Source organism: Streptomyces sp. NBC_00203 (genome assembly GCF_045206325.1).
Classification (GTDB): domain Bacteria; phylum Actinomycetota; class Actinomycetes; order Streptomycetales; family Streptomycetaceae; genus Streptomyces; species Streptomyces lutosisoli.
This window is the reverse complement of sequence record NZ_CP108126.1, coordinates 5,678,902-5,701,225: the sequence shown is the minus strand read 5'-3', so window position 1 is coordinate 5,701,225 and position 22,324 is coordinate 5,678,902. Positions and strand designations below refer to the sequence as shown.

The window sequence follows — 22,324 nt, the reverse complement described above, 5'->3', positions numbered from 1 at the left end:
GGTCCGCACTCATGCCTTCCACCGCCTCGGCGGGAGGCCGTTCGCGATGCGGTCGCGGTTGTCGCGGTAGTGGTAGTGGACGCGGTCCTCGATCGGCACGGAGCGGAAGGTGTCGGGCACGGGTCCGCCCATACGGCGTTCGAACTTCTCCTTGAGGAGGCGGGCCGACGTGGTGCCGAGGTACGCGATCTCCTCGAAGCCCTTCTTGACCTCCTCCTCGCTCAGATCCGGCTCAGCACGGCAGTCCTCGCACACTCCTCTGATGATCTTCACCGTCCGCTCGTCGGCGTCGCAGGTCGCGCAGGCCATGAGCACGCGGGTCACGCGGGCGCGGAGGGGGCGGGTCTCTTCGGTGCCGTTCTTCTTCGGGGGCATCTTGCTCTCCAATCGGGTGCGGGCGAACCCGCCCGGGTTGGTGACAGCGGGCGGCAGCCCGTCGGTCAGTGCGCGGGTCAGCTCGGCCGGGGTGGCGCCTCGCGACAGCCACTCGGCGGCGAGGGGTTCGAGGGCTCGGCAGTCGGCTTCGGACAGGGGCATACGGGGATCTGCGACGCGGAGTCGGACGAGGGTGCGGTACGCGGCGCTGGGCTCAGGGGCGGCTTCCGCATCCGGTGTCGGACACCCGTCCGGGGTTGCGTCGGGCGCGGGGCTCGGGGGCGCGGTCGAGGCCGGGACCGGGGCCGTATCCGGGGCCGGGGACTCCGTTCGGGCCAGGCCCGGCTGGTAGGCCTGCGTCACGTCCCTGCCGTGGCGCTCGCGCGCGAACTCCGCCCACCACTCCAGGGACCTGGGCGTACGCGACCAGTACGTCCGCGTCACCCACCGCATCGAGTTGTCCTCGACGGTGATGTGTTCCTTGATCCAGCGCAGGTGGCCGACCTCGGTGAGGCTCCTCAGGGACGTGCGGCTTGCCTGCTGGCCGTAGCGGGGGTGTTCGGCCGCGATCACCTTGTGGCCCATGGCGTGGCCGTCTTCGAGGTGGTCGATGAAGACGGCGAACTCGGCGTCTCGGGGGCACAGGTGCGCGAAGTCCACGTCCGCGTGCGGGTCTTCGTCACCCACGGCGCGTTTTCCATAGCCCGTATTGGCCATGGGATGGGTGGGGGACGGCAGGGCAGGACTAGGCTGGGCGTAAGCCACGATCGACTCTCATTCGATCCGTAGGTCAGGCCCCGGAGCCGGTGTTGGCGCACCGACCGGGGCCGAACTATTTGCACGTTTGCCGCGAACCTAGAGTGGCCTTACGTTCCGACGCAAGCCGATCACGGAACGTCACCCTTTCGGGTTACGCCGCCTTCAACTCACGTACAGGCTTGGTTGGTTGGGTTGATTTCACCCAGCCCAGAAACCCAGGGAAAGAGCTCGGGTCCCGGGGCTCAAGCTCCGGGCTGAGCTGCGGAGATGAACGCCGTCCAGGCGGGGGCGGTGACGGTGAGTTCGGGGCCTGTGGGGTTTTTGGAGTCGCGGATGTGGATGGTGGTGTGGGGGGTGGGGAGGGCTACTTCGACGCAGGCGCCGCCCTCGCCATCGCTGTAGCTCGACTTGAACCACTTCAGCTCGTCGCTCATAGCTCTGCCACCATCCGCTCGATGAAGCGCGCCGACTCGTCAGGGTCGAGGGCCATACCGCGGATCATGCTAAGCCGTTCGGTCTGAGCGCTCACGATCGCTGGGTCGGCAGTCAATTGACTCGCCGACGGGGCCTCCGTGTACGCGAGGCGTTCGTGGTCCTTGGTCTCCAGCAGCACCATCTCGCCGTGGAGTGCGGCGGTCATCGCCCGCTTGTAGGGCAGTACCTGGATCGACACATTGCGCAGCTTCCCGACCTCCAGGAGGTACAGCAGCTGCTCCTCATCCACGTAAGGACCGCGCAGGGCCGCCTCATACAGCACGTAACTGCACCCCACCAGCGGCTTCCGGGTGTGGATCTGCTGCCGCGCCACTCGGGCCGTGACCCGCTCCTCGACGGTGTCCTCGTCCAGTGGCGGGATGTGGTTGCCGATCAACAGCCGTGCGAATGACGGCGTTTGCAAGGGGCCCGGCACCAGCACGGGCTCGTACCACCAGAGGTTGATCGCCTCGCGCTCGCGCTCCATGAAGTCCTGCGCCCGCGCCGGGAACTTCTCCCTCCGCAAGTACTCCTTCGCCGCGCTCAACAGACCCTCCGCGCAGCACAACTCATCAGCCACGTCGAGCACCCGGGGCGTCGGCATCCGTACCCCCTGCTCCATCGACTTGATGGTGTCCGGGGAGTAGTTGGAGGCGGCGGCCAGTTCCTCGCGCGTGACGTTCGCCTTCGTGCGCCAGCGTTTCATCTGGTTGCCGCTGTAGCGCCAGGCGACAGGCGCCGGCTGTGAGTTGGCGTCGTACTGGACGGACACAGCGGCCACCTCCGACGGATACACCCCAGCGTGTATCACCTCAGTCACTACTGAGCGTAGCTCGCGACATCGCATCGTGTGACCATGACCAACGCAATCCCCCACCACCGCCCCGACTGGGTCCCCCTGGCCGGCCACCAACTCTGCGTGTCCGGCATCAACTTCGACGCGCTCCGTATCCAGGGGGTGCGCGGGGAACAGGTCGCCGCCGCCCTCATCGACGCGGCGGAGGGTGACGCCGGGCCCGTGGTCTGCGAGGCGGTCGGGTTCCGGTGGATGTACTTCCTGCTGGCGCCAGGGGCGGCGAGGGAGTGCGAGTGGCCGTTGGGGGTGCAGCGGTTCGGCGGGGCCGCGGGACGTCGTACGGTCGCGTACATCGGGATTCCGGCGCTGGACGGGAACACGTGGCCGTTGCGGTGGTACAGCGAGCCGACGGTTACGGCGCCGTTTGTGGAGGCGGGGCGGTTGCGGGGGGTGCTGGGGCTGGGGGAGCGGTAGTTCGTGGCCCGTCCTCAAGGACAAGTGACACATTGTCGCGGACGAGTTTCGTCGTCGGGTGGTCCTCACCCAGCACCCGAAGGCAGTCGGCGAGCGCCTGCTCGTACAACGCGAGCGCCCGCTCCCCATCCCCCGCCCACCGATACGCGACAGCGAGATTGCTCCGCGAGACCAGCGTGTCCGGATGATCCTCACCCAGCAGCCGCACACGATCGGCCAACACCCGTTCGCACAGCGGAACCGCCCGCTCCAAATCCGCTGCCCACCGATACGCGACAGCAAGATCGCTTCGTGACGCCAGCGTGTGCGGATGATCCTCACCCAGCAGCCGCTCACGATCGGCCAACGTCCGCTCGTACAACGGAACCGCCCGCTCCAGATCCCCCGCCGTCGCATACACGTAAGCAAGGTTGCTCCGCGAGGCCAGCGTGTCAGGGTGGTCCTCACCCAGCAGCCGCTCACGATCGGCCAACGTCCGCTCGTACAACGGAACCGCCCGCTCCAGATCTCCCACCGACTCATACACGCCGGCAAGATTGTTCCGCGCGCCCAGCGTGTGCGGATGATCCTCACCCAGCAGCCGCTCACGATCGGCCAACGTCCGCTCGTACAACGGAACCGCCCGCTCCAGATCCCCTGCCGCCGCATACACGTAAGCAAGGTTGCTCCGCGAGACCAGCGTGTCCGCGTGATCCTCACCGAATACCCGAGTGACCGTTGCCAGGGAGCGGCTGAAGTAGTCGGCGGCCCGACTCAGCTGCCCTTGTTCTGCGAGAAACTTGCCGGCCTCAGTGAGGATCAGCTCAATCTCAGCAGTATCTTCGGCCGGATCGCCCGCATCGAGGAGCGCTTCTACGTGTGGGAGCAGGGCTCTCCAAGTGGGCCAGCCCGCGACATTCACGAACGGATCATCCGGGAGCTCGCCGAACATCAGCATCGCGGCCTGGTCACGCGCAGCTGTGATGCGAGCCTGCTCACGATGGGGATCGTCCTCCGACGGGGTGCGAGCCACCGTCTGGACCAGACGGTGGACACCGATCCCCGCCTTGTCGAGCGTGATCATGTTGTAGTCGGCCAGTAGCCCCAGGAGTTGGGCAAGGTCGACAGGATCCTCGGCACGCGGCGCGAACAGGTCACGAGGAATGCCCGTCGGGGCGTACCACGCGGCGATCCGCAGGATGTCCACCGCCCGGGAATCCCGTTCCTGAAGCACGTCCAGCGTGATGCGCCAGATCCGCGCGACTGTCCTCCCCGGGTCCGAGCCACCAGGTGCCGCGTCCGTGGCGCGTTCCGGGTGCTGACGCAGCATGGCCCGGTACTCGGCGATCGTGATCTCGGTCTGCGCGATGAAGGCTCCCGCCTGTTCCAGAGCCAGTGGCAGGTGACCAAGCTCGTTCGTCAACGCGCGGGCCTCGTCCTCGTCTCCGCCCCCGACAAGACGTAACAGCAGGGCCAGCGAGGCTTCGTCGTCCAATACGGGCAACGCGATCGGGTCGCAGACCCAGCCCCGCTTGTACCGGCTGGTGATCAAGTGGCGTCCAGACGCACGGAGTTGCCCCGTCCAGGCATGCACGTACTCCGGCTTCTCCGCGTTGTCGAAGACCAGGAGCCAACCCGGATGTGTCTGCAACCACCCGACGGCCCACTCGGCAGCCTGAGCGGTCGTGAGATCGGATGCCTCGCCACCCCGCAAGCGGACAGTGAGGGCAGCGAACCCCGCCTCGACCAGCTCGGGGGTGTCCGCGCGGATCCACCACACCAGCCGGTACGCCCCCGCATGGTCGTGCGCGTAATGCAGAGCCAGCGTCGTCTTCCCGACGCCGCCCAGGCCATGCACGGTCTGTGTGATCGTCTGTGAGTCCTCGGCCAGGGCTCGCTCCAGTTCCGCCATCGCCTCCGCCCTGCCGACGAAGATCGGCGACGAGAGCTCGGGCAAGTTGTTCACACCCCGCCGGACTTCGACGTCGTACGCCGTACGCGGCGGCTGTTCGGGATCCGCGGCCGTGACGTCTTCCAGGATCAGGTCGCTCCCCGCCGCCTTCGCCGCCATGGCGAATCCGGGTCGCGCCGCCAGCGACACCACCGACACCGCAGTCAACTGGTCTGCGTCATAGTCCCGTTGCCGATCAGTCGTCACTACCGCCACGAGCCGTCCCCGTGCAAACAACGCCGCCCCCGACGCCCCCGCCCACCGCGACCTCTCGTCCGGCTTGCTGGGAACGGCGACCCGGTCGACGTACGCGCTGATCAAGCCGCCGGACTTGAGCCCCGTCAGCGTCTCGATGTGCCCACGGATCTCCTTCGTGTCCCGAACCCCGTCACGGGTCTCTGAGCGAGGGAATCCGACCGCAAGGCAGGGCAGTTGACTGTCGGTCGACGCCCGCGAGACCTCCCCGTCGATGCGCCCCCATCGCACCGGCTCACCGCCGACCGGAGGGAGCCAACTCGCCTCCGCGATACGGACCAACGCCGCGTCCGCCTGGGGTTCACGAGCCAGGTCGGGCGCCACCTCCGGCCACAGCACCTCGGCAGCGACCCACTCCGCGCCACCCTCGGGATCGAGCCCGCGCACCTCCAACCGGCCGCAACCCACCACATTGTGAAAGGCCGTCAACACCAGTCGATCCGCTACGAGATACCCGGTCCCCGAACACTTCCCGACAGGGTTCCAGACCTCCACGACCCGCCGCACGTCCACAGGCCAACACCCCCGCGTTCCCCGTTACTTGGGGCGTTCCCCGGAGTCGTCCGCGATACGCAGATCCGTACCGTCGGCGTCGACAGGCTGGAGCGTGAGCTTGACGCGGCTCGTCGTGCCCTTGGAGCGGGAGGCCTTGGCCTCGGCGCCGAACGGCAGGACCAGCACCTTCGCGCGGGCCTCCGCGTCCTTCTTCACGTCCACCGTGAACTCGACCTCGACGGGCCCGGTGCGGAACTGGATCTCCTGCCCCACCCCGTCCCGCGCCGCCTGCTGAAGCTCCGCCCGGATGGCACCGATCGCCTCGGCCAGACCCGCCCACGTCTCATCCGCCACTGAGCGCCCCCTCGTCCCCGTACACGTCCCCGTACACGCGTTGTGAGCGGCAGCGTACTCGCCGTGCGCTGTGGCCCGCGCCCAATGCGCAGAGTGCGGGCGGGCGTCCGAGCGCTCGCCCGTCCGCCCCGCCGTTACGTGACCTTCCGCAACCCCAGCGGCTCCGCGATCTCCTCCGCCATCACCCTGCCCGCTTCCTCCGCGAGAGCGTCCTCGCCGAGGTCCTGGTCGGTGTCCAGGCCGTTCAGCTCCTCCAGGGGCTGGTTCAGGCGGACGTGGGCCACGATCGACTGGAGGGCGCGGAGGGCGGCCGATGCGGTGGAGCCCCAGTTGGAGAAGTACGAGAACTGCCACCACCAGAGGGCTTCGGTGGTGCGGCCCGCGCGGTAGTGGGCCATGCCGTGGCGGAGGTCGGTGATGACGTCCGCCAGGTCGTCCGAGATGCGGGCGGGGACCGGGGCCTTGCGGGGCTCGTAGGGGTCGAAGACCTCCGAGTACACGTCCACCGGCTCCAGCATCACCGCCAGGCGCTCGCGGAGCTCGTCGACGTCCGGCTCCGGGCCCAGATCCGGCTCGTAGCGCTCGTCGGGGACGATGTCCTCGTGCGCGCCGAGTCGGCCGCCGGCCAGGAGCAGCTGGGAGACCTCCAGGAGGAGGAAGGGGACCGCCGAGTCGGGCTCGTCGCCCTTCGCGACCTCCGTGACGGCTACCAGGAAGCTCTCTACCTGGTCCGCGATCTGGACCACGAAGTCGTCGGGATCCTGGCTTGTCGCGTGCAGCGTGGCGTCAGACATCTAGGAGTCGTCTCCCCTCGAAGGCGCGGCCGAGCGTGACCTCGTCCGCGTATTCCAGGTCGCCACCCACAGGGAGGCCGCTGGCCAGGCGGGTGACCTTGAGGCCCATGGGCTTGATCATGCGGGCGAGGTACGTGGCCGTGGCCTCGCCTTCCAGGTTCGGGTCCGTGGCGAGGATCAGCTCGGTGACCGCGCCGTCGGCGAGGCGGGCGAGGAGTTCCCTTATCCGCAGGTCGTCGGGGCCGACACCCTCGATCGGGCTGATCGCGCCGCCGAGGACGTGGTACTTGCCCCGGAACTCACGCGTCCGCTCGACCGCGACGACGTCCTTCGGTTCCTCGACCACGCAGATGACCGACAGGTCGCGGCGCGGGTCGCGGCAGATGTTGCACAGCTCCTCCTGCGCGACATTGCCGCAGGTCGCGCAGAAGCGAACCTTCGCCTTGACCTCCATCAGGCACTGCGCGAGACGGCGGACGTCCGTCGGCTCGGCCTGAAGGATGTGGAAGGCGATCCGCTGCGCGCTCTTGGGACCGACGCCGGGGAGCCGCCCCAGTTCGTCGATGAGGTCCTGGACCACGCCTTCGTACAACGGATTGCCTTTCCTGGGTTCCTGGGTTCCCTTGTTTCTGAGTTCCCGCGTTCCGAATCCTGCTCGTCCTGGTGCGTACGGTAGTTGGCGTCGGCCTGTCTTAGAAAGGCAGGCCCGGGATGCCGCTGCCGCCGCCGAGGCCCTGGGTGAGCGGGCCGAGCTTCTGCTGCTGGAGTGCCTGCGCGTTCTCGTTCGCCGCCTGGACGGCCGCGACGATCAGGTCGGCGAGGGTTTCCGTGTCCTCGGGGTCGACCGCCTTCGGGTCGATCACCAGTGCGCGGAGTTCGCCGGAGCCCGTCACGGTCGCCCTGACCAGGCCGCCGCCCGCCTGGCCGTCTACCTCCGTCCGCGCCAGCTCCTCCTGCGCGTTCGCCAGGTCCTGCTGCATCTTCTGGGCCTGCTGGAGCAGCTGTTGCATATTGGGCTGGCCACCACCGGGAATCACGATCAGCTCCTGGTTTCGTACGGCTGTGGATACGGCTCTGTGGATACGGCTGTCTGGACCGTTTTTCCTGTCCAGCACGAGCCTACGTGGTTGACGGGCCCGTCGCCCAAGCACTCTTTCGAGTGAGTCGATCCCTTGGCCTATACCTGATCAAGACCCCCTTCTGGGCGGAAAAGCGACGAAACCCGGTCCATCGCCACCCATTGGGCGGTAGGAAGGGGGCGGCGCTTTTGCACCACGCGTCACGTGGTGTCACACACCGTTATCGCTTGTCGCTGTCGCCGTCGTCAGTAGGGAGTGCCGGGTGAGTCAGCCGGAGATGCAGCCCGAAGGGCCGCCCCAGGACGGGCGGGGCGACGGGGCGGCGGCGCTGCGGCCGGGTGACCTGACCGGCCGGCCGTTTCCGCTCGGGGACTGGGGGGAGCCTGCCGAGCGGCTCCACGAGCTGTACCAGTGGGTGGAGCGGGGCGCGCTCGAAACGGCTTCCTGGTATCTCGCGGACCGGGTGTGGAAGCGGTGGGGGGCGTGGGGGCTGCGGGGCGGGGCCGCGGTGGGGGCCGTGGCCGGGGCCGCGCTTCCCCTTCTGGACCTCACCGGGGTGGTGGGCGGGGTTGCCGTCTGGGGGTATCTGGCGCTGCTGCTCGGGGTCGCCTGTGTCGCGGGGGACCGGTTCTTCGGGGTGACCTCCGGGTGGATAAGGGATGTGGCCACGGCTCAGGCTGTGCAGCGGCGGCTTCAGGTGTTGCAGTTCGACTGGGCGTCGGAGAGTGTGCGGGAGGTTCTGGGGCCTACGGAGGGGACGGCGAGTGAGGCTGCGGAGCGGTGTCTTGGTGTGCTGCGGCGGTTCTCCGAGGACGTGACGGAACTGGTTCGCGCCGAGACCGCGGACTGGATGGTGGAGTTTCGGACCGGGCCCGCGCCGTTGGGGATCCAGTCGTCGTTGGCCGCGGCGCCTCGGGTGGAGGGGGCCGTGAACGGGCGGGTGCCGTTGCCTCCGGGCACCCGGCCGAACATGCCTCGCCAGCGGCCGCCCGAGCCTCGGTAGGGGGTTTTCGCCCCCGCCGCCCCTACCCGTCCCATCCCTGGGGGCTGCGCCCCCAGACCCCCCTGGGTCGTGTGTCGTCTGCGGGCCGGTGGGGGTTGCTCGCGCAGTTCCCCGCGCCCCTTCAGGGGCGCGGGGAACTGCGCAGTCTTTTACGGGCGCGGGGAACTGCGCGGCCAGCCCCCACCCACCCGCACCCAAGGCACAACCGACAAGTGCACCTGCGTGAAGGAAACGGAAGCGCTTGCGGCAACTCGCTGCGACGGGAGGTATCCGGCCAGTAATCTCTCAACTTCCATCTCTCAACTTCCTTGCCAACACGTGCAGTTGACCAGTGGGGGAGCTCTACGTGGCAGCGACTCAAGGCGGGCCCGAAGGGCTCCCGGACGACCGGGCCATGGACTTTGTCCTCGGCTTCCCTACCGCCGTGGCGCCCGAGTACCGGAACCGGTCGAACCTGGCGACCAGCCCGCCGCTGTTCGTGCTGCGGGTGCCGGCGGCGGCGTACGAGAGCGTCGTGGACCGTGTCGTCGGGGCGCTGCGTGCCTCGCTGTACGACAACGGCAAGCTCGTGCCGTACGCCCATCTTCCCGCCGAGGACGACTCCGCACTGCTGTCGGAGAGCGCCGGGATCCAGGTGGGGACCGGGGCGCCGGAGCACATGACGCCCGACCGGTACCCGCACTTTCTGGTGATGCGGGACCTCGTCTCCTACATCCGCGAGAATCCGGCCGCCTGGCGTGAGGGCTCGCAGGCGCGGAATCTGCGTATCCACGCCAGTGAGCAACGGGCCAAGCGCGGCGGCGTGTTGGGCTTCACCAGGATGGAGGGGCCGGACCTCGGCGGACTCCCCGGATTCCTGGTCGGCATCAGCTGGCTGTCGTTCGTGCAGCGGATGCCGAAGTGGCTGTGGGCCCGCTGGACGTCCCGCAAGGTGGTGCGGGGCTGGCTGGGCGCGGAGCCGGTGGCCGGGGGCGGCAAGAAGCTGTTCCGGGTGATGGACAACGCGGGCGCCGTGTGGGGGGCGCAGCTGAAGAACGACCCGAACCACGAGGAAGCGCTTCAGGAACTCGACCGGCTTCTGCTGCGGGCGCTGCTCGAAGATCTGCGGTCGCCCGCTGTCGGGCGGATCCTGCCGGGGAGGAGACGCAGGACCGCGCGGCCCGTCCTACTCGTCGAAGTGCCACCGCCGGGTGCGCCCGGAGCCCTGGCCGCCGAGCGTTTTCTGCGCTCGCTGCACCGGGCGCGCGCCACCGCCCGGCCGCCGGGACCCCTCGTCGTGGCCGTGGGCCGGCCGTCCGAGGCGCTGCTGGAAGAGCTCGGCAACCCCGCCGACTCCACCTTCGCGCAGGCCAGCCTGCGGCTCGGCCAGAACGACGCCGCCCCGGTCCTGGTGACCTTCAGCGACGAGGCGGTGGCCGCGCCGGGGCTCGACCTCCGCAAAGTCGATCCGCGCACGTTCAAGGCCAACCGGATGGTCCCCACGGGGATCGTGGCCTGTGTGACCGTCCTCGCGCTGGCCGCCGCGGGCCTGGTCATCCGCCAGATCACCGCCCCCGCCGAGGACCACACCTGCGTCGGCGGCACCGAGTCCGTCGCCGAGTCCGCCCGCGACACACCCATCCCGGTGGACTCCAAGGGCTGGTACGACGCGGCGGTCAAGGAGATCGGCGAGCAGAACACGCGGGCCGAGCGGGCCGCCGCCCAGGGCAGGACCGTACGGACCGTGGTGGCGTTCGTCTCCAGCGTGCCCACGGACGAGAACGAGACGCGCTACGACGGCACGATCCCCGAGCTGCGCGGTATAGCGATGTGGCAGCGCAAGCTGCTCGACGACGCGGTGTCCAACGACTCGGCCGTACGGCTGCGGGTGGAGGTCCGCCCCACCGGACGGGCGTTCAAGAACGCCGTGCCGGAAGCCAGGAAGCTGGTCGCCGAAGTGCGGGGCGAGAGCCACAAGAAGGCCTACGAGAAGGTCGTCGGCGTTCTCGCGTACGCGCAGAGCCGGGACGAGACCCGGGCCGCGCTCCAGGTGCTCGGCGCCGCGAAGATCCCCACGATCGGCACCACGGCGACCGCCGACGAGATGCTGGCCGGCTCCGCGAGCCTCAGCTACTGGCCCTTCACCCCGGCCAACTCGACCGAGGCGCGGATCGAGGCGGACTTCGCGAGCCAGGAGAACATCGTGGCCGAGCCCGGCACCGAGGCGAGCTGCTCCGCCGCCCGCCGCGCCCTCGTCATCGAGAGCTCCGCCGACCTCTACAGCCGCAGCCTCGCGGACAAGTTCCGCGCCGACTTCCCGGGCACCTCCCAGGTGTTCAACTTCAACCAGGTCGGCGACTTCGAGCCCGCGCCGCCGACCGGCGCGACCAGCGTGTCCAGCGCCGACGAACTGGCCCGCCAGCTGTGCAAGGCGCTCAAGGCCGAGCCGGAATCCGTCGTCTACTGGTCGGCGCGGGCCCGTGACTTCACCGCGTTCATCGAGGCCATGGACACCCGGGGCACCTGTATCAGCGACGACATCACCGTCCTCGGCGGCAACGAACTCACCAACGTCGCCCAGACCGGCGCCTTCAACAACAAGGACTGGCTGCGCCTCTACTACTCCGCGCACCGGCTGCCCGCCACGGACCTCCAACGCGTCAGCGACAAGACCCTCCAGTTCGTGGACGCCTACAACGCGTTCGTGGAGCGCACCACCAAGGGCGCCGACCCCTGGATACAGGACGGCCACTCCGCCGTCTCGTACGACGCCTTCCACGTCCTGTCCCAGGCCGTCGACCAGGCGCGGCTGCGCGACGAGTCCGTCTCCCGCGAGTCCGTCCTCGTCGCCCTCGGCGGCGGTGTCACCTTCAACGGCGCCACCGGGTACGTCTCCTACGACCAGGGCAACAACGCCCCGCCCGCCGACAAGACCCTCGTCCTGCTGCGGCAGTTGGCGGACCGGCCGGAGACGGTCGTGGTGTGCGGGGCGTACAAGCAGGGGGCGTCGAGCAAGGCGGAGGGCCCGCCGTGCGCCCCGTGAGGGGCATGGAGGTCACCCGTACGAACGCATCAAGCGATCGAGCCATCAAGGTCACCCGTCGCCGCAGATCCTCAGCCCCACCGGCGTCCCGCACGGCAGATGCCCATGCGTACGGATCACGTCCTGGCCGCTGCCCCGGCTGATGTAGGAGAGGAAGCTGGAGGCGAGGGAGTCGGCGGGCGGCTGGCCGTAGGTGTAGGCGTACTCGATCTCCCGGTACGGGTAGTCGGAGGTGCCGTGCTCCAGGTCCTCGACGGACGGGGTGTGGCCGTCGAGGCTGAGCTTGTGCAGACCGGTGGCTCCGATGGCGCTGTTGAGTTCGCTGTAGCCGATCGCGCCGGGGAGTTTGGCCACCGTGTTCAACACCTGGTCGGTGGAGTCGAGTTCGCAGCGCACTACGGGGGCCGTCGGGTCGTCCTTGTGGACGCAGTCGAGGGAGGAGTTGGCGATCTCGCCGCGCCCCAGCACCCGGCGCTGGAACACCTGCCGGGTACCGGAGTTGGCGTCACGGCTGACGAGCAGGACGGGCCGGTCGGGGCCGCCGAGCTGCTTCCAGTTCCTGATCTCGCCGCGATAGAGACGGCGTACGTCCGTGAGCGAGAGGTTCCTGACGGGGATGTCGTCGTTGACGACCAGCGCGAACACCGACACGGCGACGCGGTTCTCGCGCAGCTGCGGGAGGCCGCTCGGTTTCGGGCCGTCGGAGAGGGCGACGACGGGCGGGGAGCCGGCCTTGGACTTCGCCCCGGCGGCGGCGAGTTCCCGTACACCGGCCGTGCTGCCGTGCGGATCGACCACGATGGCGGAGCCCTCGCAGTCCTCCTGGTACTTCTTGGCCAGCTCGCGCATCACGGGTTCGAAGGCGGTCGAGCCGGTGACGGTCAGCGTGCCCGTCTCACAGCCGACCGGGCGCGGGGTGTCGTCCCGCAGCACGACGATCAGCGCGAGCGTGACGACGCACACGGTCAGCAGCACGGTGATCAGCCGGGCGGCGCGGCTGAACAGCGGCGGCTGATCGTCCGGTGTCGTACTGCGGTTGGGACTGACCTCACCGTCCCGCAGCCCGCCGATCAGCCGTATCTCCCTGCCCACGTCGCCGCCCGACAGCAGCACGAGCAGCTTGAAGTGCTCGCCCCGGTTGAGCGGGACGCGCGGGATGCGCAGGACGCCGTCCTCGTAGCTGAGGCCCGCGGCCGGGGTGAAGTGGTCCATGAGGTGGTCGGTGCCGGGCGGCTGGGTGACGGACACGCCCCGGATGGTGCGGTCGGTGAACACCGCGGTCAGACCGTGCCGTTCGCGGCTCGTGTAGTCGTCCCCGGCGATGCTCTGCGAGCCGTCGTTCTCGATCCGCAGCAGCACGAGGGTGGCGTCCATCATGCCCGGCGTCTCGTCGAACAGCCCGAGCCGCACGTTCGCGCGCCCCGAGCGCACGTCGTCACCGATCGGGTTGTCCATCTGGACCCGGTACCCGATCCTCTTGCGCCGCGGCACCCGGCGCTCGTACCAGACCATCACGGCGGAGGCGACGACACCGATCACGGCGGTGCCCACGGCCACTACGTTCTCTGCGCTCAGCCACTCCATGTGAGCCACTCCCCCGAGCCCTGCGGTGCGGACACGGTACGGCGCGGGCCGGGAACGCCCGGGAGACGTCAGGTGAACTTCAACTACCGTTCAACAGACACAGCCTGATTCACCGTCAGCAGCTCTTCGCGCGTGCACGTCAGCCACTCTTCGCGTGTACGTCAGCCGCTCTTCGTGTACGTCAGCGCCTCGCCCGAGTCCTTGTTCACGCGGCGCAGGCTGCCGTCGGACAGGAGGGTGACCTCGGAGGCGGCGCCCGGGGAGCAGGAGGAGGCCGGTTCGCCGACGGTGACCTCGGACGGGCCGATCTCCAGGGGGCCGTCGGCGGCCGGGGCCTCGGTCAGCGTGGCCTGGAAGACGCAGTGGTAGGTGCCGCTGCCGGCCGGTCCGTCCGCGGTGAGCGAGAGGACGGTGTCGCCCACCTCGCCCTGCTGGATCGTCAGTTGGCGGGTGTTGTGGCCCGTCTTGTTGTCGATGCTGGTGTTCCAGGTGCCGAGGAACCCCTCCGGGATCGTGCCGCCCTGGGACGCCGACGCGCTGGGCGACTCGGACGACGGGGACGGCTCCGACGTGCTCGGGCCCGGCGTCGTGGGCGCGCTGGACGCGGGCGACGCCGCGGAACCGTTGTTCTTGTCGTCGCTCCCGCCGTCCTTCATCATCGCGTACACACTGCCGCCCGCACCGAGCGCGACGACCACGGCCACGACGATCAGGAGGGCGGTGGAACGGCCGTTCCTGCGCGGGGCTTCGGGCTGCTGGGGAACGACTCCGGGTCCGTACGGGGGTGTCGCACCGCCCGGGCCGTACGGGGAGGGGGCGACGCCCGGCCCGTACGGGGGCGTCGAGCCGTATGGGCCCGGCTGCTGGCCCCAGCCGCTCTGGGGATAGCCGTACGCGGGATGGGGCGTGCCCGGGCCGGTGGGCTGGGGGTGTTGCTGGGGGTAGCCGTACGCGGGGTGCGGGGTGACGGGCGGGGCGCCCGGCGGAGGTGTCTGGCCCGTGCCCGCGACCATCGTGGGGAGGTGGTTGAAGGGGGCGGGCTGTCCCGGCGCGGGCGGGGTGGCGCCCTCCTCGGCCGGGGTGGAGGCGTGCTCCGGGGAGGCCTCGGGCGGGACGGACGGGGGCGCGGCCGGGGGTGCGGACTGCGGCACGGGCGGGAGCGAGGACGGGGAGGAGGACTGCGGCACGGGCGGGAGCGGGGACGGGGGCTTGGAGAAGTCCGGGACCGGCGCCGGGGCCGGAGCCTGACCCGGAGCCGAGGCCGGGGGCGGAGGCGTCGCCGGCGCGGCGGCCGGGGCGCTCGGCACGCCGCCCGCACCCGCCGCCTGACCGTGCGCCTGCGCAGGCCCCTGCCCGTATCCCTGACCCTGACCCTGCGCCTTCCCCTGTCCCTGTCCCTCGTCGGGGTTCTCCGTGTCGAGCAACTGCACGGCGTGCCGCCCGAGTTGAGCCACCAGGGCACTCGGCAGCCACGGGTCGCGCGTACGCCCGTCCGAGACGGTGTCCTCGGCGCCGGTGCGCTCCAGGATCTGGTCGAGGGTGGGCCGGGCGGCGGGGTCCTTGCGCAGACAGTCGCGTACGAGGTCGGCGAGGCCTTCGGGCAGGCCCTCCAGGTCGGGTTCCTCCTGGGCGATGCGGAACATCATCGCGTGCACACCGCTGTTGGTCGACCCGAAGGGAAGGGCGCCGCTGGCGGCGTACGAGAGGACCGAGCCGAGGCAGAAGACGTCGCACGCGGGGGTGATGCGGTCACCGCGGACCTGCTCGGGGGCCATGAAGCCGGGCGAGCCGACGAGCGCGCCGGTGCGGGTGAGGCCGCCGTCGGTCACGGTCTCCAGGGCGCGGGCGATACCGAAGTCGATGACGCGGGGGCCGTCGATGGTGACGAGCACGTTCGAGGGCTTGAGGTCGCGGTGGATGAGCCCCGCGGTGTGGATGTCCTGGAGCGCGTGCGCGAGGCCGGCGGCGAGGATGCGGACGGAGCGCTCGGGGAGTGCGCCGTGGTCGTGGCCGACGACGGTCTGGAGGCTGGGCCCGGCGACGTAACCGGTGGCCAGCCACGGGATCTCGGCCTCCGTGTCCGCGTCGAGGACGGGCGCCGTCCAGTACCCGCCGACCCGCCGCGCGGCCTGCACTTCCTGCCGGAATCGCGCCCGGAACTCCTCCTGCTCGGCGAGTTCCTCGCGCACCAGCTTGACGGCGACGGTACGGCCCCGGTCGGACCGGGCGAGGTACACGTGCCCCATCCCGCCCGCGCCGAGGCGCGCCAGCAGCCGATATGCCCCGATCCGCTGCGGATCCCCAGGCCCCAGCTTCTCCATGGCTGCGCCACCCTCCCCCGTACGTGTGCAACAGACCGAGGATACGGCGGCCGTACGGGGAGATGGATGGGGCGGTGTCTACGGTTCCGTAACAGCGGGTGCCGTTTCTGTCACGGGCGCCGCGAGGCCGTCGAGCACCGCGGACAGGCGCTCCAGCACGCGTACGGTCTCGGCGAGCCCGGCGTCGCCGAGGGACTCGGCGAGACGGTCGGCGAAGAACGCGTGGCCGGGCCCGATCCTGGCGATCGCGGCGCGGCCCTCATCCGTCGGAGAGAGCAGCTTGGCGCGGCGGTGGGCGGGGTTGGGGAGGTACTCCGCGAGGCCCTTCTCCACCAGCAGGTCCGCGATGCGCTGCACGCTCTGCCGGGTGATGCCCATGACGCGGGCGATCCCGGACACGGGCAGGGGCTCGCCGAGCACCGCGCCGAGCACCTGCCACCAGGCGGCGGTCAGTCCGGCGGGCTTGGCCAGCTCCTCGGCGACGGACAGGAACTGCCCGTTGAGCCGGAAGGCCGCGAGGGCGCTGCGGCTGAACAGGTCCTGGCGCTCCCGGCTCACCGCGCGGCCTTCTCGAGTACGGCGTAGGCCTCCGGGTCGGAGTCGTGGAACAGCCGGTACCAGGCGTCCAGCACCTCGCCCTCGTACACCCCGAGGAGCCGGAACACCTCGCGGGCGAAGGCGACGGGTTCGGTGGGACCGGCGGTGACGAGCCCGCCGTCGGTGACGGCGTCGGCGTCGACGTACCGCTCGCCGCCGCTGTAGCCGGTGGCGGCGAGGTAGAAGGACACGGCGCTGGTGTGATCCCGGTCGTCGAGCAGCCCTTCGCGGGCGAGCCCGGCGGTGGCTCCGCAGATGGCGGCGACGGAGACACCGGCGTCGAGGAAGGCGCGGGCCTTGCGGGCGAACGGGGCGAGGTCGTCGCCTGAGTCCCAGAGGTCGGCGCCGGTGAGGATCAGCAGGGAGCTGTCCTCGGGCCGGACTTCGTCGAGCGCGAGGTCGGGCTGAATGCGGAGCCCGCCGATGGTGGTGACCGTCTCCCGGCCGGGGCCGACCGTCCGGATCTCGTACCCGGCGCGGGCGAGATACGCGGTCGTGTGTCCGGTCTCCCAGTCGGCGAAGGTGTCGTAGACGGCGAGGTGGACGGGCTTGCGGCTCATGACTCCTCCAAGGGGTCCTCGGACACGGGGCACGCCGAGGCGTATGTAAGCATGCTGTCAAATAGGCAGCATGCTGTCAATCGGTCGCCGTACGGAGCTCACCCCGCCGCCCGCGCCACCGCACCGCCCACGCGACAACCTGTCGCGGAAACCCCCGGACCACAGACAGGACGCCGATGTCGCGTCCATACCGTGGACATCTACGCTCGCCGCATGACCCCTCAGCCCAACCCCCAGGTCGGCGCCGCCGTGAAGGCCGCGGACCGTGCGCACGTGTTCCACTCCTGGTCCGCGCAGGAGCTCATCGACCCGCTCGCCGTCGCCGGCGCGGAGGGGTCGTACTTCTGGGACTACGAAGGCAAGCGGTATCTGGACTTCACCAGTGGGCTCGTCTTCACCAACATCGGGTACCAGCACCCGAAGGTCGTCGCCGCGATCCAGGAACAGGCCGCAACCCTGTCCACGTTCGCGCCCGCCTTCGCCGTCGAGGCCCGTTCGGAGGCGGCCCGGCTGATCGCCGAGCGGACCCCGGGCGACCTGGACAAGATCTTCTTCACCAACGGTGGTGCGGAGGCCGTCGAGAACGCCACGCGCATGGCCCGGCTGCACACCGGACGCCAGAAGGTGCTCTCCGCGTACCGCTCGTACCACGGTGCCACCTCCACCGCGATCAACCTCACCGGTGACCCGCGGCGCTGGCCGAACGACATCGGCGCGGCCGGTGTCGTCCACTTCTGGGCGCCGTTCCTGTACCGCAGCCCCTTCCACTCGGACAGCGAGCAGCAGGAGTGCGAGCGGGCGCTTCAGCACCTTGAGGACACCATCGCCTTCGAGGGTCCCGGCACCATCGCGGCGATCATCCTGGAGACCATCCCGGGTACGGCGGGGATCATGACCCCGCCGGCCGGATACCTCCCCGGAGTGCGGGAGATCTGCGACCGCTACGGCATCGTCTTCATCCTGGACGAGGTCATGGCCGGGTTCGGGCGTACGGGCAAGTGGTTCGCGGCGGACCACTTCGACGTGACGCCGGACCTGATGACCTTCGCCAAGGGTGTGAACTCCGGGTACGTGCCGCTGGGCGGCGTGGCGATCTCCGCCGCCATCGCGGAGACCTTCGCCAAGCGGCCCTACCCCGGTGGGCTCACGTACTCCGGGCATCCGCTGGCGTGTGCCGCCGCCGTCGCCACGATCAACGTCATGGAGGAGGAGGGGATCGTCGAGCAGGCCGCGCGGATCGGTGAGACCGTTCTCGGGCCCGGGCTGCGGGAGCTTGCCGAGCGGCACCCGAGTGTGGGTGAGGTGCGCGGTACCGGTGTCTTCTGGGCGCTGGAGCTGGTGAAGGACCGGGCGACTCGGGAGCCGTTGGTTCCGTACAACGCGGCTGGGGCGGCGAATGCTCCCATGGCCGCGTTCGGTGCCGCCGCGAAGGCGAACGGCCTCTGGCCTTTCATCAACATGAACCGCACCCATGTCGTGCCGCCGTGCAACGTCACGGAGGCCGAGGCCAAGGAGGGGCTGGCCGCGCTGGACGACGCCCTGTCGGTGGCCGACGAGCACACGACGACTCCGTAGGCGGCCGGTTCTTCGGCTGCGGGTGGGTGGGGGCTGGTCGCGCAGTTCCCCGCGCCCCTAAAGGCGTGGGGCTTCGCCCCGCGATCCCCCGCCCGCCCTGGTTCGTCGGCTGCGGGTGGGTGGGGGCTGGCCCAAAAGATTGCGCAGTTCCCCGCGCCCCTTAAGGGGCGCGGGGAACTGCGCAATCTTTTGGGGGTCTGGGGGCGGAGCCCCCAGGAAGGGATGGGACGGGTAGGGGCGGCGGGGGCGAAAAAACCCTTCCCGCGCCCCACGGCGTATGGTGGCCTGCTCGGAGAGATACGCGAGTAGATCAGGGGAGCGAGACACCATGCCCGGCAGCGGCGGCAATGGGGCCGTAACCCGCAGCACCCTGCGGCAGCAGATCGCGGACGCGCTGCGCGACGAGGTACTCGCGGGCCGTCTCCAGCCGGGCCAGGAGTTCACGGTGAAGGAGATCGCCGAACAGTACGGCGTCTCCGCGACCCCCGTCCGCGAGGCCTTGGTCGACCTGTCGGCCCAAGGCCTCCTGGAAGCGGACCAGCACCGCGGCTTCCGCGTCCACGAGTACTCCCCGGCCGACTACCGCGGCATGATCGAGGCACGGAGCCTGGTCACCGACGGCATGTTCACCAGCCTCGCCAAGACAGGCATGCGCCAGATCGACGACCCCCGCGCCATCGCCGCCCTCGCCGCCGTCCGCCGCCGCGGCGACGAGGCCCAGCGCGCCGCCGCCGCGGGCGACCTGAACATCCTCATCGGCTACGACCTCCGCTTCTGGCGCGAGCTCAGCGGCCTCTTCGGCAACCCCTACCTCGCCGACTTCCTGCACCGGCTGCGCGTCCAGTCGTGGGTCTGCGCGGTCCAGTACCTGCGCCGGGTGGACGACCTGAAGGGCCACCTGTGGTCCGGCCACACGGAGCTCGTGGACGCGCTGGCCCGGCGCGACCCGGCCGCCGCGCAAGCGATCGTCACGGAGTACAACGCCCACTCCATCGCCCTCATCGAGCGCCTGGCATCAGGTTCCGGTTCCTCCGGCGTTTGAGGACGAGACTTTCGGGCGATCGGGGTTTGGGGGCACCGCATCGATCAGTGGCTCCGCCGCGGGCCCCAAGAACGCCCCCACCACCACCGGCCCGCCCACCACGGACTTGTGCACCGGGACTTCCCAGAACCGCCGCGCGCATTACGCTGCCCTGACCACCCTGCACCCCAAGCAGCAAGAGGAGCCGTCTGTTGGCCTGTGACCTGTGGTTGGTCCCGCTCGTCGACGTGCTGTGCCACACCCCCGACAACCCCTTCGCCGAGGAACTCGCGCTCTACGACAAGGTGCTGGCCGAGGCCGGACTCCCGCCGGTCCCGGTGTACGCGTACATGCCCGGACTGTCGGGTGACGTGGCCCCGGTCGCCGGGTTCGACTACGACGCGCTGCACTTCCTGCGCCGCGCGTATCTCCTCCAGATGTGCGGACTCGCGGTGACCCCGGTGGACGAACTGGGCGGCGACTACGAGCAGTTGCTGGAGATGTTCGAGACGAACGCCCAGCAGTCCCACCTGGTCTGGCACTACGACCACGCGGGCGCGTACGTCCCCGTCGACTTCCCGCACCCGCTCGCCAACGACGAACTCCTCGCGGGCGGCGGCCCCTTGGGCTCCTCCCAGACCCTGCTGCGCGAACTCGAGTTCGTCGCCCCGTCGATCGGCATCGACCCGGCGAATCCTCCGGCGGCTCCCGAACCTCCCATGGCTCCCACGGAGCTGGAGGAGCCCGCCGCCCCCGCCCCCTACGACGCCAGCCCCTTCGCCCGCGAACGGCACGTCTGGCTGGGCCTGCACGCGGCCGCGACCCGGAGCCTCGCCCAGGGCTCGATGATCATCTTCAGCTGAAGGAAGACCGTACGCGGGTAGGCGGGGTACGCGGGGCTTTGGGGATGCCGCACCGTTCTCCTCGGAGTCGCCGAGGAGTTCGGTGCGCAGCCGCACATCCGCACTCGGGCTCAGCGGCCCAGCTGAGCCAGACCCTTCTGGAGGTCGTCCAGGTTCATGATCGGCGTGTACTGGATCTTGGCGTCGAAGTTCAGGAAGAACGGCTCGGCGAAGACCGGCATCTGGGAACTGTCCTCCATGTCGAAGACCAGGAAACAGGTGCGGTCGCCGTCCAGGGCGGTGAAGTAGGCCGCCTCCGGCTTGATCTGCTCCAGCGACTCCTGGATCACCTTCGCCAGGGTGCCGTTCCGGATCGCCTCGTTCGACTTCTCCGTGTCGAATGTCGCTCTCAGCAGTACGCGCATCGCGCTCACCTTCTTCTGGTCGACGCACGCAGATGCACACAAAGGTGCATTTTCAGGTTATGCCCGTTACTCTCCGCACGCCCCCCGACCGGCCCCCTGATCCCGTCGTCTCTTTAGCATCACCCGTTCGTTGGGCTTGTCGTGGGCATCGAGGGATGCCGCGATCGGAGAGCCCCGTGCGTATGACCGACCTCCAGCGTTGCGAAATGCGGCCCGGACGTCTCGTCGAGTGGACGTTGCATCCAGCGGCCGTCGAGGCCGCGGCGAGACTGCCGGACGACGAGCGGCCACCCGCGTACGTGCAGGAGTCGCACGTCCGGACGGCGCGCTCGGTGCACGAGGACGGCCTGTTCGTGCCGACGTGGCTGGGGGCGACGTTCGACATCCCCGGGAGGGTCGATCTCGACGTGCTGCACGACGCGTTGCGGGCATGGACGCTGCGGCACGAGACGCTGCGCAGTGGCTTCCGGTGGGCCGGTGACGAGATGCGCCGCTTCACGCTGGACGCCGACGACGTCGTACTGCACCGCGAGGACAAGGGCCACTTCACCGAGGCGGCCTCGCTCACCCGCTACTTGCAGGACCGTTTCGACGTCGTGGCGAACGCGCTGACCTGGCCGAACTTCATCTACACCGCGGTCGTCAGGGAGGACGGCGCGAGTGTCCGCATGGCATTCGACCACAGCAACGTGGACGCCTACTCGATCTACCGGATCCCCGCCGAGATCCACGAGCTCTATGCGGCCGGACTCGAAGGCCGCGCCATGGACACGGCACCGGTGGCCAGTTACGTCGACTTCTGCGCGAACGAGCGCACGAACGCCGACCGGATCGACGACACGCACGCGATCGTGGCCCGCTGGCGGGAGTTCATCGGCCGCTGCGACGGAAAGCTGCCGAACTTCCCCGTCGACCTCGGGCTCGACCCCGAAGGGCCCCTGCCCGGCCAGAAGTTGATGCACGAGATGCTCGTGGACGACGCGGACGCGGCGGCCTTCGAGGCGCGCTGCCGCCCGTACGGCGGAAGCCTCGTCGGCATCCTCGCGGCCACCGCCCTGGCCGTCCGCGAGATCGGCGGGCAGGAGGTGTACCGCACCGTCGTGCCGTTCCACACCCGGGCGAAGTCCCAGTGGTCGGACTCGGTGGGCTGGTACGTGGGCGGCGCGCCGATCGAGGTTCCCGTGGCGCGGGCGACGGATTTCGACAGCGCGCTGGAGATGGTGCGGGCCGCGCTGCGGGAGAGCCGCCCGCTCGCCCGGATGCCCATCGCACGCGTGCTCAGACTGCTGGGCACCGACTTCCGGCCCACGTCCCCGGACCTCTACTCGATCGTCTCGTTCGTCGACACGCGCGGCGTGGTGGGATCGGAGCGGTGGCGGGACCTGAAGGCGTACGGGCTGATCCGGGTGTCGTCGGGCGACCAGGTGTGCGCGTGGACGACCCGCCTCCACGAGGGCGTGCAGTTCGCCGCCCGCTACCCGGACACCGACGTGGCGTTCAAGAACATGTGCCTGTACGTCGACCGGCTGCGGGAGTTCATCGTCACGGCGGCGCGGCACCCGGCCGCACAGGCCGTACGGGTCTGAGAA

The 22,324-nt window shown here is 69.9% G+C and carries 20 protein-coding genes; 7 read left to right on the top strand and 13 right to left on the bottom strand.

Annotation, left to right across the window (positions count from 1 at the left end):
• Positions 1-9: 9 nt before the first annotated feature.
• The 3 genes from OG975_RS25605 to OG975_RS25595 all read right to left on the bottom strand — a co-directional run bounded on the left by OG975_RS25605 (position 10) and on the right by OG975_RS25595 (position 2,380).
• Complete coding sequence (locus tag OG975_RS25605) at positions 10-1,092, bottom strand: hypothetical protein (RefSeq protein WP_406331702.1); 1,083 nt, start codon at positions 1,090-1,092, stop codon at positions 10-12.
• Positions 1,093-1,376: 284 nt separating this feature from the next.
• Complete coding sequence (locus tag OG975_RS25600) at positions 1,377-1,568, bottom strand: DUF397 domain-containing protein (protein ID WP_406331701.1); 192 nt, start codon at positions 1,566-1,568, stop codon at positions 1,377-1,379.
• The gene (locus OG975_RS25595; RefSeq protein WP_406336457.1) at positions 1,565-2,380 is read right to left on the bottom strand and encodes a helix-turn-helix domain-containing protein; all 816 of its coding nucleotides are present in this window, start codon (positions 2,378-2,380) and stop codon (positions 1,565-1,567) included. Before OG975_RS25595 ends, OG975_RS25600 begins: the two co-directional genes overlap by 4 nt.
• A gap of 84 nt (positions 2,381-2,464) precedes the next feature.
• Between OG975_RS25595 and OG975_RS25590 the strand changes: the two genes are divergently transcribed.
• Positions 2,465-2,878, top strand: a complete 414-nt coding sequence (locus OG975_RS25590; RefSeq protein ID WP_406331700.1) for a hypothetical protein — start codon at positions 2,465-2,467, stop codon at positions 2,876-2,878.
• On the opposite strand, the gene OG975_RS25585 is transcribed toward OG975_RS25590, so the two are convergent.
• The 5 genes from OG975_RS25585 to OG975_RS25565 form a co-directional block, all read right to left on the bottom strand.
• Positions 2,817-5,558, bottom strand: a complete 2,742-nt coding sequence (locus tag OG975_RS25585) for a tetratricopeptide repeat protein (protein WP_406336455.1) — start codon at positions 5,556-5,558, stop codon at positions 2,817-2,819. The genes OG975_RS25590 and OG975_RS25585 overlap by 62 nt on opposite strands.
• Positions 5,559-5,600: 42 nt before the next feature.
• Complete coding sequence (locus OG975_RS25580) at positions 5,601-5,912, bottom strand: trypco2 family protein (protein ID WP_406331699.1); 312 nt, start codon at positions 5,910-5,912, stop codon at positions 5,601-5,603.
• Between the two features lie 134 nt (positions 5,913-6,046).
• Positions 6,047-6,706 (bottom strand): DUF5063 domain-containing protein, encoded by a 660-nt coding sequence (locus tag OG975_RS25575; protein WP_406331697.1) that lies wholly within the window; start codon positions 6,704-6,706, stop codon positions 6,047-6,049.
• Entirely contained in the window at positions 6,699-7,298 is a 600-nt protein-coding gene (recR, locus tag OG975_RS25570; RefSeq protein ID WP_107018120.1) for a recombination mediator RecR, read from the bottom strand. Before recR ends, OG975_RS25575 begins: the two co-directional genes overlap by 8 nt.
• A gap of 100 nt (positions 7,299-7,398) precedes the next feature.
• A complete protein-coding gene (locus OG975_RS25565; protein ID WP_330306112.1) occupies positions 7,399-7,743 on the bottom strand; it encodes a YbaB/EbfC family nucleoid-associated protein in 345 nt (114 codons plus the stop codon).
• Between the two features lie 304 nt (positions 7,744-8,047).
• Here OG975_RS25565 and OG975_RS25560 point away from each other — a divergent pair, with 304 nt between their 5' ends.
• Together OG975_RS25560 and OG975_RS25555 are read left to right on the top strand one after the other, a co-directional pair.
• Positions 8,048-8,788, top strand: a complete 741-nt coding sequence (locus OG975_RS25560) for an SLATT domain-containing protein (protein ID WP_406331696.1) — start codon at positions 8,048-8,050, stop codon at positions 8,786-8,788.
• Between the two features lie 346 nt (positions 8,789-9,134).
• On the top strand, positions 9,135-11,810 hold the full coding sequence (locus OG975_RS25555) for an ABC transporter substrate-binding protein (protein WP_406331695.1): 2,676 nt from the start codon (positions 9,135-9,137) through the stop codon (positions 11,808-11,810).
• A 51-nt stretch (positions 11,811-11,861) separates the two neighbouring features.
• Here the strand turns inward: OG975_RS25555 and OG975_RS25550 are convergent, their stop codons facing one another.
• The 4 genes from OG975_RS25550 to OG975_RS25535 all read right to left on the bottom strand — a co-directional run bounded on the left by OG975_RS25550 (position 11,862) and on the right by OG975_RS25535 (position 16,872).
• A complete protein-coding gene (locus OG975_RS25550; RefSeq protein ID WP_406331694.1) occupies positions 11,862-13,394 on the bottom strand; it encodes a substrate-binding domain-containing protein in 1,533 nt (510 codons plus the stop codon).
• Between the two features lie 161 nt (positions 13,395-13,555).
• The gene (locus OG975_RS25545; protein ID WP_406331693.1) at positions 13,556-15,715 is read right to left on the bottom strand and encodes a protein kinase domain-containing protein; all 2,160 of its coding nucleotides are present in this window, start codon (positions 15,713-15,715) and stop codon (positions 13,556-13,558) included.
• Between the two features lie 78 nt (positions 15,716-15,793).
• Complete coding sequence (locus tag OG975_RS25540) at positions 15,794-16,273, bottom strand: MarR family winged helix-turn-helix transcriptional regulator (protein WP_406331692.1); 480 nt, start codon at positions 16,271-16,273, stop codon at positions 15,794-15,796.
• Positions 16,270-16,872: a type 1 glutamine amidotransferase family protein gene (locus OG975_RS25535; protein WP_406331691.1), complete on the bottom strand. Its 603-nt coding sequence runs from the start codon at positions 16,870-16,872 to the stop codon at positions 16,270-16,272. Before OG975_RS25535 ends, OG975_RS25540 begins: the two co-directional genes overlap by 4 nt.
• Before the next feature lie 213 nt (positions 16,873-17,085).
• Between OG975_RS25535 and OG975_RS25530 the strand changes: the two genes are divergently transcribed.
• The 3 genes from OG975_RS25530 (at position 17,086) to OG975_RS25520 (ending at position 20,331) form a co-directional block, all read left to right on the top strand.
• Positions 17,086-18,447 (top strand): aspartate aminotransferase family protein, encoded by a 1,362-nt coding sequence (locus OG975_RS25530; RefSeq protein ID WP_406331690.1) that lies wholly within the window; start codon positions 17,086-17,088, stop codon positions 18,445-18,447.
• Between the two features lie 328 nt (positions 18,448-18,775).
• Positions 18,776-19,489 (top strand): GntR family transcriptional regulator, encoded by a 714-nt coding sequence (locus OG975_RS25525; protein WP_406331689.1) that lies wholly within the window; start codon positions 18,776-18,778, stop codon positions 19,487-19,489.
• A 191-nt stretch (positions 19,490-19,680) separates the two neighbouring features.
• The gene (locus OG975_RS25520; RefSeq protein WP_327430390.1) at positions 19,681-20,331 is read left to right on the top strand and encodes a hypothetical protein; all 651 of its coding nucleotides are present in this window, start codon (positions 19,681-19,683) and stop codon (positions 20,329-20,331) included.
• A gap of 110 nt (positions 20,332-20,441) precedes the next feature.
• On the opposite strand, the gene OG975_RS25515 is transcribed toward OG975_RS25520, so the two are convergent.
• On the bottom strand, positions 20,442-20,735 hold the full coding sequence (locus tag OG975_RS25515) for a DUF3303 family protein (protein ID WP_406331688.1): 294 nt from the start codon (positions 20,733-20,735) through the stop codon (positions 20,442-20,444).
• Between the two features lie 182 nt (positions 20,736-20,917).
• Here OG975_RS25515 and OG975_RS25510 point away from each other — a divergent pair, with 182 nt between their 5' ends.
• A complete protein-coding gene (locus OG975_RS25510; RefSeq protein ID WP_406331687.1) occupies positions 20,918-22,321 on the top strand; it encodes a condensation domain-containing protein in 1,404 nt (467 codons plus the stop codon).
• Positions 22,322-22,324 lie beyond the last annotated feature (3 nt).

What these genes read in the sequence shown, in the direction of transcription:
- OG975_RS25530 (WP_406331690.1), top strand. Translation starts at nt 17,086, where the DNA reads ATGACCCCTCAGCCCAACCCCCAGGTCGGCGCCGCCGTGAAGGCCGCG.
- OG975_RS25590 (WP_406331700.1), top strand. Translation starts at nt 2,465, where the DNA reads ATGACCAACGCAATCCCCCACCACCGCCCCGACTGGGTCCCCCTGGCC.
- OG975_RS25575 (WP_406331697.1), bottom strand. Translation starts at nt 6,706, where the DNA reads ATGTCTGACGCCACGCTGCACGCGACAAGCCAGGATCCCGACGACTTC.
- OG975_RS25510 (WP_406331687.1), top strand. Translation starts at nt 20,918, where the DNA reads ATGACCGACCTCCAGCGTTGCGAAATGCGGCCCGGACGTCTCGTCGAG.
- OG975_RS25525 (WP_406331689.1), top strand. Translation starts at nt 18,776, where the DNA reads ATGCCCGGCAGCGGCGGCAATGGGGCCGTAACCCGCAGCACCCTGCGG.
- OG975_RS25550 (WP_406331694.1), bottom strand. Translation starts at nt 13,394, where the DNA reads ATGGAGTGGCTGAGCGCAGAGAACGTAGTGGCCGTGGGCACCGCCGTG.
- OG975_RS25600 (WP_406331701.1), bottom strand. Translation starts at nt 1,568, where the DNA reads ATGAGCGACGAGCTGAAGTGGTTCAAGTCGAGCTACAGCGATGGCGAG.
- OG975_RS25515 (WP_406331688.1), bottom strand. Translation starts at nt 20,735, where the DNA reads ATGCGCGTACTGCTGAGAGCGACATTCGACACGGAGAAGTCGAACGAG.
- OG975_RS25545 (WP_406331693.1), bottom strand. Translation starts at nt 15,715, where the DNA reads ATGGAGAAGCTGGGGCCTGGGGATCCGCAGCGGATCGGGGCATATCGG.
- OG975_RS25605 (WP_406331702.1), bottom strand. Translation starts at nt 1,092, where the DNA reads ATGGCCAATACGGGCTATGGAAAACGCGCCGTGGGTGACGAAGACCCG.
- OG975_RS25535 (WP_406331691.1), bottom strand. Translation starts at nt 16,872, where the DNA reads ATGAGCCGCAAGCCCGTCCACCTCGCCGTCTACGACACCTTCGCCGAC.